The organism is Sulfurimonas sp. NW9 (assembly GCF_051132275.1).
In the GTDB taxonomy this organism is placed as follows: Bacteria; Campylobacterota; Campylobacteria; order Campylobacterales; family Sulfurimonadaceae; genus Sulfurimonas; species Sulfurimonas hydrogeniphila.
Genome location: NZ_CP093236.1, coordinates 1,658,668 through 1,672,942, shown reverse-complemented (window position 1 = coordinate 1,672,942; position 14,275 = coordinate 1,658,668). Strand labels below are relative to the sequence as shown.

Genomic DNA, 14,275 nt, shown 5'->3' with positions numbered 1-14,275 from the left:
ATATTATTATAAATTTTTGCAGTATACCTTTTAAGTGTTTAAAACCTAATAAAAGTGTTATAATAAGCCAAATAAAATTCTTCAAACAAGGCTGTACAGAGTATGAAAACACATCTGATAATCATTGGAAATAAATTTGTTTATAACAAATCGTTACAGGAATATATTTTGCGGGATATTGAAAAAAACAGTGGTTTTATAGATAATATAACTTATTTTAAGGACAGTGACAACTCCTTTTTTCTTTATCTTGAAGAAGAACTCCATGCATCCAACCGGGTTATTATCGTTACATGTAAACAAAACTTTTCAACTGTCGGAAAAGTGATATGTACTGCAACCAGTGATAATCAGATTTTAAAAGAGGGGATGCTCATACCGCAGAAAGCTTCATTGTTTGCAGAACGTTCCTATCTTTTGGAATTTCAAAGCTCTTTGATAAATGTACTACAGATGGATGAAGGACAAAAAATGCCCGAATTGCTTTTGAAAAATGAAGAGATAAGGGCAACCATACATATATTTGAAGAAGACAAATCCACTATAGTGACAATTTTGACTCCAATCGCACAAACATATGAAGTCAATATTGATGTAACACAGGAGGTGCAAGGGTGGCACAGAGTAGATGTGACGAGTAACAAGTACGGGGATATTACCAAATTTATTCATGCAGCAAAAAACCTGTTGCCTAAAAAGCTTATTGCATCATCAAATATTATTGAGTATATCATAGAAAAACTTTCACATTCAGGAAAAAAAATAACATTTGCCGAGAGTTGCACAGGAGGACTGCTCAGTTACTTTTTTACAAAACACAACGGCGCATCAAAAATTTTAGAGGGAGGCTTGGTAACTTATTCCAATACACTCAAAGAAAACTGGTTGGCGGTTGATCATGCCATACTTGAAGAAAACGGTGCAGTCAGTGCCGAAGTTGTCAGAGAAATGAGTGAAGGTGCACTCAATGTCAGTGGAGCAGATTATGCTTTGGCAGTAAGCGGAATCGCCGGAGACACAGGAGGTACACAATTTAAACCGGTCGGTACGGTGTATATAGGTGTACGAAGTAAAACGCAACACACTGAAAAGCATCTGCATTTTCACGGTGACAGGAATTATGTGCAGGAACAGAGTGCCCTTATGGCAGTAAAAATGTTGCTTTTGCTTGATAAAGAGACTTTTTTCTAAATTTAGGAGAAAATATCTTGACAATTAAAATCTATTTGTCTATAATTTCGACCTCTTAACAATAAGAGGCAAATGTCTTGTTAGCTCAGCTGGTAGAGCACGTCACTTTTAATGATGTGGCCGATGGTTCGAATCCATCACAGGACACCATTTATTTTATTGAATGGGCGCTTAGCTCAGTTGGTAGAGCGCTACCCTTACAAGGTAGATGTCACTGGTTCGAGTCCAGTAGTGCCCACCATTTTTGATTATTTGCACTCAAATTTTTAGTTCACGTACTTAAGTACGCTTCACTAAAAACTTAAGCACAACTAATGCAAAAAACAAGTTTTTTCTTTCTTTAAAAAAGAAAATGTGACAATTTTTTATAAAATTCTTGATTTTTGTTTTAATCAAGGCAGGTTCTAGAGTGAAAGAGGAGCATAGTTATACTATGTGACGATTGAGCGAAAGGTTCTAACGCCGAGTAAAGCAAAAAGCATAATTTTAGGTTGCGGTGGTAGTTCAGTTGGTTAGAATACCTGCCTGTCACGCAGGGGGTCGTGGGTTCGAGCCCCATCCACCGCGCCATATGTTTTAATAACCTTGTTATTGAAGAAAGTGACCCTTTCGTCTAGTGGCCAAGGACACTATCACTTCATGGTAGTAACAGAGGTTCAAATCCTTTAGGGGTCGCCATTTTAATTGGTGTTTGAAACATAATTTTGGGCGCTTAGCTCAGTTGGTAGAGCGCTACCCTTACAAGGTAGATGTCACTGGTTCGAGTCCAGTAGTGCCCACCATTTTTTGATTATTTGCACTCAAATTTTTAGTTCACGTACTTGAGTACGCTTCACTAAAAACTTAAGCACAACTAATGCAAAAAACAAGTTTTTTCTTTCTTTAAAAAAGAAAATGTGACAATTTTTTATAAAATTTTTGATTTTTGTTTTAATCAAGGCAGGTTCTAGAGTGAAAGAGGAGCATAGTTATACTATGTGACGATTGAGCGAAAGGTTCTAACGCCGAGTAAAGCAAAAAGCATAATTTTAGGTTGCGGTGGTAGTTCAGTTGGTTAGAATACCTGCCTGTCACGCAGGGGGTCGTGGGTTCGAGCCCCATCCACCGCGCCATTCTCTTTTCATTCATTCAGTATACTTATTCAATCATCAAATTCTGTTTTCACATCATCTATTCAAATGTATATTAATACTGTTACGTCAAACAGTTTTTTCGGAGCCCGTACTTCACTGCGGTGGCATTGAGACTCAATTAGTCCGGACTGACAGTACTGAGAAAGTCAATTGTAATGTGTGCAACATCCCCGGGGGAGAGTTTTTCTATGTTTATGGTTCTGTTCTGTTTTCCCAAAGCACCGTAGACTTGAATATCTGTCTTGTTGAAAAGTGCCAAAACTTTTGCACCTGAAGCGACTGCAAGATGCATAGGTCCTGTGTCCGCACTGACATACAGATCACATGCCTGAAAAAACGCCCCTAAAACTCTTAAATCTTTGTTGGCATATTCCAAAACTTTTTCGTTGAGTTTTGTAGGAATATCGGGTGAAAGGATATCTATGATAACAATATTCTCATCGAGTTTAAGGAGTGTATCTACCCATTCATTCCACCATTCATCACTTATTTTTTTGTCAAATCTTGCATTTCTGAAGATGGCTATAACCTTTGTATCGGTATCAATGTTGTTTACATGTAACAGTGAAAGCAAGTCTTGCTTTGCCTTTTCTTTCTCCTCTTGTGTCGGTTTTATATCAAGTGTTGGCATTTTTTTGGGAAAATCAATTTTGAAAAACCGTAAAAATTCCAGACTTTCAAGTCCCATATGCCTGTAGGTCTTTAAGCCTCTTTCTTGAATATGTGTGAAATTTGCCCAGAGTTTGTCACTTGCGAAGCTGGCTTTGTATTTTGCTCTTGTGAGTGCCGTGACGATCTGGGCACTGGTGGAACCACCGGAAACATTTAACGCAACATCATACTGTTTTGTTCTGGCCTGTTTGATATAGGCAAACATTTCAAGCGGATGTAAAAGCAGTTTTCGGGGGATGTCTATGACTTTGTCAACATTTGGCAGAGGTTCAAGAATTTTTCCGGCAAGTTTCATGCCGACAATGATGTCTATTTTGGCGTTTGGCATCTCTTTTGAAAGTTCGTTGATAAGAGGCGTTAAAAAAAGCAGGTTCCCTATTCGGTAATTTGGCCGTATTATGACAATGCTTTTGATGCGCTCTTTGTCAATATATTGAGCAGGCTGTGATTTGTGAGAAAATAAAGAAAGCACACCATTGAGAATACTCGAGAGTTTTTTTCTTAGGGTTACATGTAAAGGATATTTCATAGGAATCTTTGTTTTTTTTGTGTAATTATAGCCAATTAACATTTATATAGGATAGTTAGTGTAAAATGTCATATTAACTTAACGGAGTGCATTTGAAAGAGATTGTTAAACGGTTTTGGCCTTATATAAAAGAGTATAAACTCTACTATTTGCTTGTCATTTTTGGTGGGTTGCTCATTCTTGTGTCAACTGTGGGAACTGCACAGATTATGAAGCCAATGATGGATGATATGTTCATTAAAAAAGACAAAACAATGCTCTACATTATTCCTCTTGGGCTTATTGCCATTTATGTGACAAAAGCGATTGGAAAGTATATTCAGACAATTTTCATGGAGTACATCGGACAGAGTATTGTGACCCGTTTTCGTGAAATACTTTTAGACAAAATGATTCATCTTGATATGGCATTTTTGTATGCAAACCGGAGCGGAGAGCTTATTTCTCGTGTGACAAATGACATAGGCCGAATTCAGTATTTTGTTTCAAATATGCTTCCTGATATGTTTCGTGACCTTTTAACGGTTATTGCACTCGTGGGGTACATTGTCTATCTCAACCCTTTACTCTCTTTTTATACACTTATTGTTGTGCCTTTGATTATTTACCCTTTGATGCTTATTGCCAAAAAACTCAAAAAATATTCACACCGTTCCCAGAGTAAAAATGCCGATTTGGTATCGCGTTTGACAGAAGTTTTTAACAACAGTGAAATCATTAAAGCCAATGCAACAGAAAAATTTGAAGTCTCCCGTTTCAGTGTAGAAAACTGGAACTTTTTCAAGATAAATATGAAAGCCATTTATGTCGGTGCCCTTGTTTCGCCTATTATGGAGATCATAGCAGTTTCAGGACTTGCCATGGTCGTGTATGTCGGGGGTAAAGAGGTTTTTGACGGTAAAATGACTGTTGGTGAGTTTACAGCATTTATCACGGCAGTAGGACTTGTATTTGAACCGATTCGCAAACTTGGCGGAACCTATTCGAAAATTCAGGATGCGCTTGCGGCAAGTGAGCGTGTTTTTGAAATCATAGACAAAGAAAACAGTGTCGTCGAGGGTACAAAAGAGCTCAAAGAGGATATTAGGAAAATTGAATACAGAAATGTTGTTTTGCAGTATGAAAATATCAATATATTAGACGGTATTACTTTGACAATCAACCAAGGAGAGCATATTGCTCTTGTAGGGGACAGTGGCGGGGGCAAATCTACTTTTATGAATATGCTTTTGCGTTTTTATGATCCCGACAGCGGAGAGATTCTCATTAACGGCATCAATATCAAAGAATTCAAGCAAAAGTCACTCAAACATCATATTGCACTTGTTTCACAGCGTATCTACATTTTTCAAGACACCCTGGCTGCCAATGTTGCCTACGGTGAAGAAAGTATAGATGAAGCAAAAGTCATAGAAGCTCTGAAACTGGCGGATGCCTATGATTTTGTGATGCAGCTTGAAGAGGGTATCTATACTATGATGAGTGAAGCAGGGGCAAATCTTTCAGGTGGGCAGAGACAACGCATTGCCATTGCCAGAGCAATATACAAACACGCTTCACTGCTGCTTTTTGATGAAGCAACATCGGCACTGGACAATGAGAGTGAAAAACGTATACAAAAAGCACTCGATACCTACACGAAAGATAAAATCACACTGACAATCGCACACCGTCTCTCTACAATTGAGCATGCTGACAAAATTTTGGTACTGCAAAAAGGGCTTATAGTGGCGAGCGGTACACATAAAGAGCTTTTAGAGTGTTCTGCTGTGTATCAAAGACTGGCGGGAGAACTGAAAAAATAGTCTGTGAGACTATACAAAGCTTTTTGTCCCACCTTTGTCATACATATCTTTGTAGCGGAATGTTATGAGATTTTGCATGATGGCAAACAGTATCATAAAATTTAAAAAACTGCTGCCTCCGTAGGAAAACATAGGCAGAGGTACGCCGACTACAGGGGCATAGCCTATAGTCATGGCAATGTTGACACCCATATATATGAAAATCATAAAAGAGATAGCGACAGTTACAACTTTAATATAGTAGTCATTGTTAAATATACTCAGACTCAAAAGATGCAGGATGAGCATAGCATAGAGTAAAATGAGTGCTAACGCTCCTAAAAAGCCGGTTCGCTCAACAACAAAGGCAAAAATAAAATCACTTGTGGCGATAGGCAAAAATTTCATCTGTGTCTGTGTCGCATTCTCTTTGTCTTTTCCTGTCCATCCGCCAGAGCCTATAGCGATGATAGACTGCTGTACGTGATACGATGGTTTTTCACTTAAAAAATCTGTAATTCTCTCTTTTTGATAATCATGCAGCATAAATTTATAGGCAAGCGGGGACAGAATCAAAATTCCTGCAACAATAGTGGCTATTATTTTCCAATAAACACCTACATAAAACAAAACACTATAGCCTATAAGCAGTAAAACAAGGGCTGTACCCAAATCCGGTTCTTTTGCAATAAGAACAAAAGGGAGCAGTATGTAAAAGCTTATGCGTAAAAAATCTTTGAGTCTGTAGCCTTGTTGAGGAGGAGGATTTTTATGTATAAGATAGGCAAGCATTAAAATAAGCGCAGGTTTTACAAATTCTGAGGGCTGTATGGTGGCATTGATGAAGGGTATTTCTATCCACCTTTGGGCTCCAAGGCGTGAGTGTCCGAAAAGTTCTACTGCAAAAAGCAGGGCAATATTGCCCCAGTATATAAAAGGGATAAGCCAGCTCATCCGTCTAATAGGCAATAAAAATACAACCAAAAAAGCCAAAAGTGCAACACCGACATAGGCAAGCTGTTTTTCAGCAAGAGCAGGGACAGCTTCACCGATGAGCCAATGAGACATAATTATCAAAGGAATGATAAGAATGATGGAAAAAAAGTCAAATTGTGATAAAATACTCTTATCAAATCTCCACAAATTTGTAACTCCAAAATAAAATTATTATGATTGTATCATAAAGGCTGTAAAGAATGATAAACACACAAGAATACAAATGCGTAAATCCTGAACGACTGGATACTTTTTTGACTGCACAGATAGGACAGACCCGTTCGCAGATAGCAGGACTGATCAAACATGAATGTGTCTTTGTCGATGGAAAAAAAGTTCCCCGTCCGGGTGTAAAACTTAAATCAGGACAGACAGTCAGGGTAGAATTTCCTGAGGCGAAAGAGGAAAAAGCACTTGACGTAGATTTTGATGTTGAAATTTTATATGAAGATGATGACGTTCTGGTCATAAACAAGCCAAGCGGCGTGACAGTTCATCCTGCACCGAGTGTCAAAGAAGCAACACTGGTTGACTGGCTCAAGCACAAAGGTATCAGACTTTCTACTATAAGCGGGGAAGAGCGTCACGGTATCGTGCATCGTCTGGATAAAGGAACGAGTGGCACAATGGTTGTTGCCAAAAACAATGCTGCCCATGAATTTTTGTCAAAACAGTTGCAGGACAAAAGTATGGGGCGTTACTATATAGCTGTCATAGTGCCTCCTCTAAAAGAAGAAATTACCACAATAGAATCAAACATAGGCAGAAGTGCCCATAACCGTTTGAAAATGGCATCCGGACTGGAACATGCAAAGTATGCAAAAACGATGTTTAAACATCTGGCTTTGAGTGAAGATGAACAGACACAGCTTATAGCCTGTAAGCTTTTTACCGGAAGAACCCATCAGATAAGGGTACACCTTGAGAGTATGAACCGTCATATTTTGGGGGATCATATCTATGGATTGAGCCCAAAACAGGAGAACTCGGAACGTATTTTGCTGCATGCCTATATGATTTACTTTATTCATCCTTCAACAAAAGAAAAGTTAACTTTTCAAGCAGAGTTTGATGCTATAATGCGAGAAACAATTTATAAAAAATTTGATACGGAGATTTTAAATGAAGTTATTGAGCCTGAGTACATTATGCGCAGTTTCACTGCTGATTCTTAGTGGCTGTCAGGGAATAAGCCCGCTGCCAAAGAAAAAAGTTGCTATAGACTCTACGCTGCCTGTTGTAATGCTTACAAAAAACGGAATCATGCGTGATATGAAAACAGTAGCCTTTGAATGGAAAAGTATAAAAGATCCGCGTGTAAACGGTATTTATGTCTATAAAAGAATTCTAGGGAAAAAAGCCACAAAAGAACTGGATTATTATGACCGTATAGACAATAGATTTAAAACACATTATCTTGATGCAAAGAATGAACCAGGTACAAAATACAGTTATGCTTTCAGGGTGGTTTCCAAAGATGCCCAGGGCAAACTCAGTAAAGTATATAATGTCAGCACTCTCCCTGTCCTGGAATCTGTAGCCTGGATACACTCCATTGCCGGACTTCCTCGAAGTGCGAAAATTATATGGAGACCGCATGAAAATCAACGGGTTGCATCCTATATAATTGAACGCCAGAGTGTTGAAGATGAATCATTTAAAAAAATTGCAATACTGAAAGGGCGCTTGAATGCCGAGTATATTGATGAAGGTTTAAAAGACAATGCCGTATATCTGTACAGAATTCGGGTAAAGACCTATGATGGAATTATTTCAAAACCTTCACAGATTGTAAAATCTGTAACAAAGGCACTGCCAAAAGGTGTAGAACATATAAGTGCAAGCAAAAATTTGCCAAAAATGATAAAAATCAGCTGGTCTGCTTCAAAACAAAAAGATTTTCATCAATACTATTTATACAGAGGCGAAGACATAGACAGCTCTTTTGAACTGATAGCCAAACTGTATAACAACAGCTTTACAGATCATATTAACAAAGACGGGCAGGTTTATTTTTACAGAGTCAGTGTTGTGGATAAAGACGGGCTTGAAAGCGAACATGATAAAAATACCGTTATGGGGATGACACTGCCAAAGCCTGATGCTCCTGTTATTACCTCAATACAGCTTACTGATTCAGGAGTAGAACTTTCCTGGAAAACTGCAGACGCAAGAATCAAATCTTATGAAATTGTCAGAAAGCGCCAGATAGGCTGGTTTAAAGAGACAAAAAAAGAGTATAAGAATATTCATACAAACAGGTTTATTGATACAAACATTGCTGCAGACAGTATGTATGCATATACTGTTTACGGTATAGATGAAAACGGTATAGTTTCAAAACCGAGTACTGAAGTCAAAATAAAAGTTGGTGCATTTACCAAGGTGGTTGACGGAGAAAAGAGTGCGCCGGTGAAAGAGGCTCCTGTCAAAACTTACACAAAGAATACAGACAGCACACAAGAGAGAGTGACTCCTGTAAAAGATTTAGATTTAAACGAGATTTAATGCCACATTTACATATAGAAAAATTTAAACAAATTGATTTTCCAAAGCTTTGTGATGAGGTGAGTTTTAATTTTATTGCATCAAATGTTTTGCATGCCGATGAAAAACTCATTGCAACAACTGTAGAAGGTGAAGATTTTTTTCTTTTGGTTAAAGAAGAAGAGAACAGAAGCCTGCTCAAAACTGACAAGCTTACGCGTCCCGCTTCCATACACAATGTACATAAAGCACTTTTGGCATATGCAAAAGCTGCAGGGTTACATGTAATCGCTTCAAATGTACCCCAGGCACCGAAGAATATACATCTGCAGGAAGTAACGGCACTCAAAAAAATAGAATATTTTGCCAATGAATTTCCACAGGACAAAGAGGTCCGCATTGAAGTAGGCTTTGGTTCTGGACGGCATTTGCTGCATCAGGCAGCAAAGAATCCTGATGTGCTCTTTATAGGTTTGGAGATTCATCGTCCTTCCATAGAACAGGTACTCAAACAGAGCGTTATACAGAAGCTGGATAATTTACTTGTGCTTGATTATGATGCGAGGCTTTTTATGGAGCTTGTTCCTTCAAATATCGTCGGGGCTATTTATGTGCATTTTCCTGTTCCGTGGGATAAAAAACCGCATCGCAGAGTTATTTCAACTTCTTTTATCCAAGAGGCCCGTCGTGTATTGAAAGTTGGCGGGACTTTGGAGCTTAGAACAGACAGTGAAAACTATTATGTGTACTCTTATGAAACCTTTATAGCATTTGACAAAACAACACTGCAAATTAATAAAAACAAAGATATAGCCATCAGCTCAAAATATGAAGACAGATGGAAAAGACAAGAAAAAAACATTTATGATGTGACAATGATAAATGATGAGTTTTCTCAGGAATTGGCTATTGAAGGTGACTTTACTTTTACAAAACCCGGCTTGAGTGTGGAAGAAATCATTGCACTGCATAATAAGACTTTTCGTTTTGAAGGCGGTTTTATACATTTTGAACGTGTATACAGACTCAAAGAAGGGGTTATGCTGCGTTTGTCAATGGGGAGTTTTGACAGACCGGAACATTTGTATCTTATTATCAATAATGAAGAAGTTTTTTACTATCCAGAGTACCCATTAAAATCACGCAGTAATCTCAAAGCACACAAAGAACTGAACAAGGTGTTACATGGATAAAGTTATTATTGCTCAAAACCTCTCTCTTGCTTATTCCAAAGATGAAACCATTATAAACAAAGCAAATTTTTCTATAGACTCGGGAAGTTTTGTTTTTATAACCGGAGCAAGCGGTAGCGGAAAATCAACACTGTTAAAGTCACTCTATGGTGCGCTTAAACCCATAGAGGGAAGTCTTGTTGTCGGAGGTGTTGAACTCAAGGGTGTTTCAAATGCAAAGCTGAATTTTTTGCGAAAGCATCTCGGCATTGTTTTTCAGGACTATAAACTTGTAAAAGAGTGGACGATAGAAAAGAATATCATGCTGCCGCTGATTATAAACGGCTATGAAAAAAGTATCACACAGAGTCAGGTTGACTCTCTGCTTAAGCATGTAAGACTGCAGCATCAAGTGGGGAAGTATCCTTTGGAACTCAGCGGCGGAGAGCAACAGCGTGTAGCCATGGCAAGAGCCTTGGCACATAATCCGATCTTGATACTTGCCGATGAGCCGACAGGTAATCTTGATGATTACTCTTCACAGCTGATCTGGAATCTTTTAGAAGGTGCAAATGAGCAGCTTAAAACTACTGTTATTGTGGTAACACACCATATTCCTGAAACAATGAAGGTTGATTACAAGCACTATCATATAGAATTCGGAGAGGTACATGAAGTCATTTAAAAACCATATCTCTCTTGTCATTGCTCTTGTAAGTATACTTTTTTCATTGCAGATTTTTACTATAGTAGACAGATCTATCAATGCCTATAAAGAGAATCTGGCAAACAACTATTCACTTGTGGTCGTCAGTCAAAAAACATTGCAGCCAAAAGAGTTGACGGATAAAATATCAGCACTCTCTTCTGTCGAACAGCTTTCTCCTGATGAGATTATAAAAAAACTCAATACCGGGATAAACAAAAGAAATATAGAACTGTTGAAAATAACATTGCCGAAATTTTATAAATTTAAATTAAAAAGATATCCGACACCTGTTGAGTTGCAAAAAATAAAAAAAGAGCTTTTAGCATACCCGTATATTACAAAAGTGGAAACTTTTTCAAATACACATGACACAACCTATAAACTGCTGCTGCTTTTTAAAAATGTCATATCTGTTTTGGCTGTATCTATTTTGCTTGTTACGATACTTTTAATATTTAAAGAACTTCGCATATGGCAGTTCAAACACAATGAAAGAATGAATATAATGGGATTGTTCGGTGCGCCTACATGGTTGCGTTCAGCAGTTTTGTTTCGGCTTTCCATTGTTGATGCATTTATAGCTTTTGGTATTTCATTTATAGCTTTTTCCTATTTTGCCTCAAGTCCGTGGGTAAAAGAACAGTTTGCAAACATAGGCATATCTGTTGTGATTTTTGACAAAGTGTATGATTCACTGATTATGCTTGGTGTTTCTATAACAGTCTCTATTTTACTGGCAGGTTTTATAGTTTTAGGGCATAAAGAAGAGGTCTGATGAGAGCTGTATTATTTTTTTTACTCTTTATATGCAGCAGTGCTGTATTCGGATCAACAGCAATAGATAAAAAAATAAACAAAACAAGTTCTGCGCTGCAGTCTTATACGAAGAACTATTCTGTACTTAATGCGAAAATGGCACAGACGGCCAAAGCTATCATCAAACAAAAAACAGAGTTGGCAAAAAAAACGCGTTATCTCAAACAGTTGGAAAAAGAACTCTCTCTCAAAGAGAGCAGTCACAGTGAGAATATACAACAGTTGAAAATTTTAAAAAAATCCCAGGAAGCACTTCAAAAAAAACGACAAAAACTCGAAGAGGATCTGATTTTTGTTATAGCCAAAACTGTCTCTTTATCAGTTGTTCTGGAAAAAGAGTATCCTGAAAACGAAGAAGCCATCATGGAGTTTGAAGTTTTAAAAGCTATGCTGAAAGCTTCAAAAGACAAAGCAAAACTTTTAAGCAGAAAATTTTTTGAAAATGAAAAAAATATAGATTTAATCAGTTTACATGTAAGTTCACTCGAAGTGGCAATCGCAAGTATAGATCAAAAAAGAAAAGAAGTAATCCGAAGAAAAAAAGAGAACAAAAAAGCGTTAAAAAAACTGACTTTGGCAAAAGAGTCCTACAAAAAAGAGTTAAAAAGTCTTATCAGAAGGCAAAATGCTTTAAAAAGAACTCTTTCTAAGCTTAATCTTATAAAAATAGATGAAATTAAAAGAGCAAAAGAAGAAAAGATGAGAAAACTGGCTTTTGCAAAACGTCAGAACAAACTTGGAAAAAATCTGCCAAAAGTAAAAAAACACGGCAGCAGTTATCAGGCAATAAAGACAATCAGGTACAGAGGACGAAAAACGATTGCTCCGCTTAATGCGTATACAATTACAAAAAAATACGGTACCTATACAGATCCTATTTACGGTATAAAGATATTTAATGAGTCTATCTCTTTGAAACCAAAATATCCTAATGCAAAAGTAAAAACTGTTTTCAACGGTAAAGTGATTTATGCGGCAAAGACAGCGGTTTTAGACAATATTGTGATTGTCGAACACAAAAACGGACTCCATACGATTTATGCAAATCTTTCACAGATAGCACCAAATGTCAAAAAAGGGAAAAAGATTGCCAAAGGTGCAACAATCGGCAGGGTTAAAGATGAACTTGTTTTTGAAGTCACACAAAAAACAAATCATATTAATCCGATACGTTTATTTCAATAGATTTTGATATAATTGCAAAAATAAAAAACAGAGAAAAAATATGAACTTTATTCAAACACGCGGCGTAGATAAGAAAAAGTCGCAAACGGTTACCTTTTCGGAAGCAATATTGAGTCCTATAGCATCTTTTGGCGGTTTATATGTCCCGCAAAATCTTCCTGCTCTCGGAGAAGAATTTTTACAAAAGCATTTGAACTCTTCTTATAAAGAACTTGCAGCAGATATGTTGGATCGTTTTGAAATAGATATAGCAAAAGAAGTGATTGATGAGGCACTGAGTCTGTATGACAAATTTGATGATGCATCCAATCCTGTCCCTGTTGTAAAAGTCAAAGAAAACCTCTATATCAGTGAACTGTATCACGGGCCTACTCGCGCATTTAAAGATATGGCACTGCAACCCTTTGGTGTAGTTCTTTCTTCTATCGCACAGAGATTAAATGAAAATTATTTGATTTTGGCTGCAACAAGCGGAGATACCGGTCCTGCGGCACTTGAAACTTTTAAAAACAAAGCAAATGTAAAAGTTGCATGTCTCTACCCGGATGGCGGAACAAGTGATGTGCAGCGTCTGCAGATGGTGACAGAAGATGCACCAAACCTAAAAGTCATCGGGATAAACGGTGTTTTTGATGATGCACAAAGCGCTTTAAAACGTTTACTGGCTTCACAAAGTTTCAAGAATGCATTGCAAAAAAAAGATATGAAACTCTCAGCAGCAAATTCAGTCAATTTTGGACGTATAATATTTCAGATTATTTATCATATTCACTCTTATCTGGAGCTGGTTCGTCAAAATGCAGTCACAATGGGTGAAAAAGTGTATCTGAACGTCCCAAGCGGGAACTTTGGAAATGCTCTTGGGGGATATTATGCCTGGAAAATGGGTCTGCCTGTTGAAAAAATCATTATTTCATCAAATGAAAACAATGTGCTTACGCGTCTGATTCGTGACGGGAAATATGATTTGAGAAATTGTGAAGTTATCGGTACGACATCACCTGCTATGGATATTTTAAAGTCATCAAATGTTGAAAGAGTTTTGTTCGATCTGTTTGGAGAAGACAGAACAAAAGAGTTAATGCAAAATCTTGAAGAGAATAATTTCTATGAATTGACAGCGGATGAACTTACAAAGCTCGTGAGTGTTTTGATGCTGATTTTTGTACAGGAGAAGAGGGTAAAAAATACATCAAAGAGACTTTTGAAAAATATAACTATTTGATGGATCCGCATACGGCTACATGTATGAAATCCTATGAAACATGTTCAAAACCTGAAATTAAGACTATTGCCTATTCGACGGCTGAGTGGACAAAATTTTCTCCGGTAATTGCAAATGCACTGACAGGAGAGATTGATATGAAAGATATTGATGCGTTAGAATCAATATCGAGAGTGGCAAATTTTGAAATTCCAAAGATGATACAAGAGTTGTTTACAAAACCGATAGTGCAAAAAACAGTGATAGAAAAAGAGGAAATAGAAGAAGAGATACTTAAATTTTTATAACATTTTCAAAAAGTGATAAATCATTATTATTAACAGTTTAAGTTGTCATTAACTATTAAAGATGTAAAATAACTTTAATAGGAAAAATT

The 14,275-nt window shown here is 37.2% G+C and carries 10 protein-coding genes, 6 tRNA genes and 1 pseudogene; 15 read left to right on the top strand and 2 right to left on the bottom strand.

Features of this window, described 5'->3' with window-relative positions; all coding sequences use genetic code 11:
• Window positions 1-102 precede the first annotated feature (102 nt).
• From MLC44_RS09480 to MLC44_RS09450, 7 genes are all read left to right on the top strand, one after another.
• The gene (locus MLC44_RS09480; protein WP_434636541.1) at window positions 103-1,191 is read left to right on the top strand and encodes a CinA family protein; all 1,089 of its coding nucleotides are present in this window, start codon (window positions 103-105) and stop codon (window positions 1,189-1,191) included.
• 74 nt (window positions 1,192-1,265) lie between these two features.
• Window positions 1,266-1,341 (top strand) — tRNA-Lys (locus MLC44_RS09475).
• Window positions 1,342-1,356: 15 nt separating this feature from the next.
• Window positions 1,357-1,432, top strand: a tRNA-Val gene (locus MLC44_RS09470).
• Window positions 1,433-1,684: 252 nt separating this feature from the next.
• Window positions 1,685-1,761 (top strand) — tRNA-Asp (locus tag MLC44_RS09465).
• A gap of 32 nt (window positions 1,762-1,793) precedes the next feature.
• A tRNA-Glu gene (locus MLC44_RS09460) sits at window positions 1,794-1,869 on the top strand.
• Between the two features lie 28 nt (window positions 1,870-1,897).
• Window positions 1,898-1,973, top strand: a tRNA-Val gene (locus MLC44_RS09455).
• A 253-nt stretch (window positions 1,974-2,226) separates the two neighbouring features.
• A tRNA-Asp gene (locus MLC44_RS09450) sits at window positions 2,227-2,303 on the top strand.
• A 139-nt stretch (window positions 2,304-2,442) separates the two neighbouring features.
• Here MLC44_RS09450 and MLC44_RS09445 read toward each other — a convergent pair.
• Complete coding sequence (locus MLC44_RS09445; RefSeq protein ID WP_434657066.1) at window positions 2,443-3,525, bottom strand: glycosyltransferase family 9 protein; 1,083 nt, start codon at window positions 3,523-3,525, stop codon at window positions 2,443-2,445.
• Window positions 3,526-3,617: 92 nt separating this feature from the next.
• On the opposite strand from MLC44_RS09445, the gene MLC44_RS09440 reads away from it, so the two are divergent.
• Window positions 3,618-5,330, top strand: a complete 1,713-nt coding sequence (locus MLC44_RS09440; protein ID WP_434636537.1) for an ABC transporter ATP-binding protein — start codon at window positions 3,618-3,620, stop codon at window positions 5,328-5,330.
• 9 nt (window positions 5,331-5,339) lie between these two features.
• On the opposite strand, the gene MLC44_RS09435 is transcribed toward MLC44_RS09440, so the two are convergent.
• Window positions 5,340-6,452 carry an FtsW/RodA/SpoVE family cell cycle protein gene (locus MLC44_RS09435; protein ID WP_151899939.1) on the bottom strand — a complete coding sequence of 371 codons (1,113 nt, stop codon included), beginning with the start codon at window positions 6,450-6,452 and terminating at the stop codon, window positions 5,340-5,342.
• A 53-nt stretch (window positions 6,453-6,505) separates the two neighbouring features.
• On the opposite strand from MLC44_RS09435, the gene MLC44_RS09430 reads away from it, so the two are divergent.
• From MLC44_RS09430 to thrC, 7 genes and pseudogenes are all read left to right on the top strand, one after another.
• The gene (locus MLC44_RS09430) at window positions 6,506-7,480 is read left to right on the top strand and encodes an RluA family pseudouridine synthase (RefSeq protein WP_151899940.1); all 975 of its coding nucleotides are present in this window, start codon (window positions 6,506-6,508) and stop codon (window positions 7,478-7,480) included.
• Window positions 7,428-8,813 (top strand): fibronectin type III domain-containing protein, encoded by a 1,386-nt coding sequence (locus tag MLC44_RS09425; protein WP_434657062.1) that lies wholly within the window; start codon window positions 7,428-7,430, stop codon window positions 8,811-8,813. Before MLC44_RS09430 ends, MLC44_RS09425 begins: the two co-directional genes overlap by 53 nt.
• On the top strand, window positions 8,813-9,985 hold the full coding sequence (gene trmB, locus MLC44_RS09420; RefSeq protein WP_151899942.1) for a tRNA (guanosine(46)-N7)-methyltransferase TrmB: 1,173 nt from the start codon (window positions 8,813-8,815) through the stop codon (window positions 9,983-9,985). Before MLC44_RS09425 ends, trmB begins: the two co-directional genes overlap by 1 nt.
• Complete coding sequence (locus MLC44_RS09415; RefSeq protein WP_151899943.1) at window positions 9,978-10,649, top strand: cell division ATP-binding protein FtsE; 672 nt, start codon at window positions 9,978-9,980, stop codon at window positions 10,647-10,649. Before trmB ends, MLC44_RS09415 begins: the two co-directional genes overlap by 8 nt.
• A complete protein-coding gene (locus MLC44_RS09410; RefSeq protein WP_418640514.1) occupies window positions 10,636-11,448 on the top strand; it encodes a cell division protein FtsX in 813 nt (270 codons plus the stop codon). Before MLC44_RS09415 ends, MLC44_RS09410 begins: the two co-directional genes overlap by 14 nt.
• A complete protein-coding gene (locus MLC44_RS09405; protein WP_346388989.1) occupies window positions 11,448-12,674 on the top strand; it encodes a murein hydrolase activator EnvC family protein in 1,227 nt (408 codons plus the stop codon). The genes MLC44_RS09410 and MLC44_RS09405 overlap by 1 nt, the downstream gene beginning before the upstream one ends.
• A 40-nt stretch (window positions 12,675-12,714) precedes the next feature.
• A pseudogene (thrC, locus tag MLC44_RS09400) lies at window positions 12,715-14,186 on the top strand (threonine synthase).
• Window positions 14,187-14,275 lie beyond the last annotated feature (89 nt).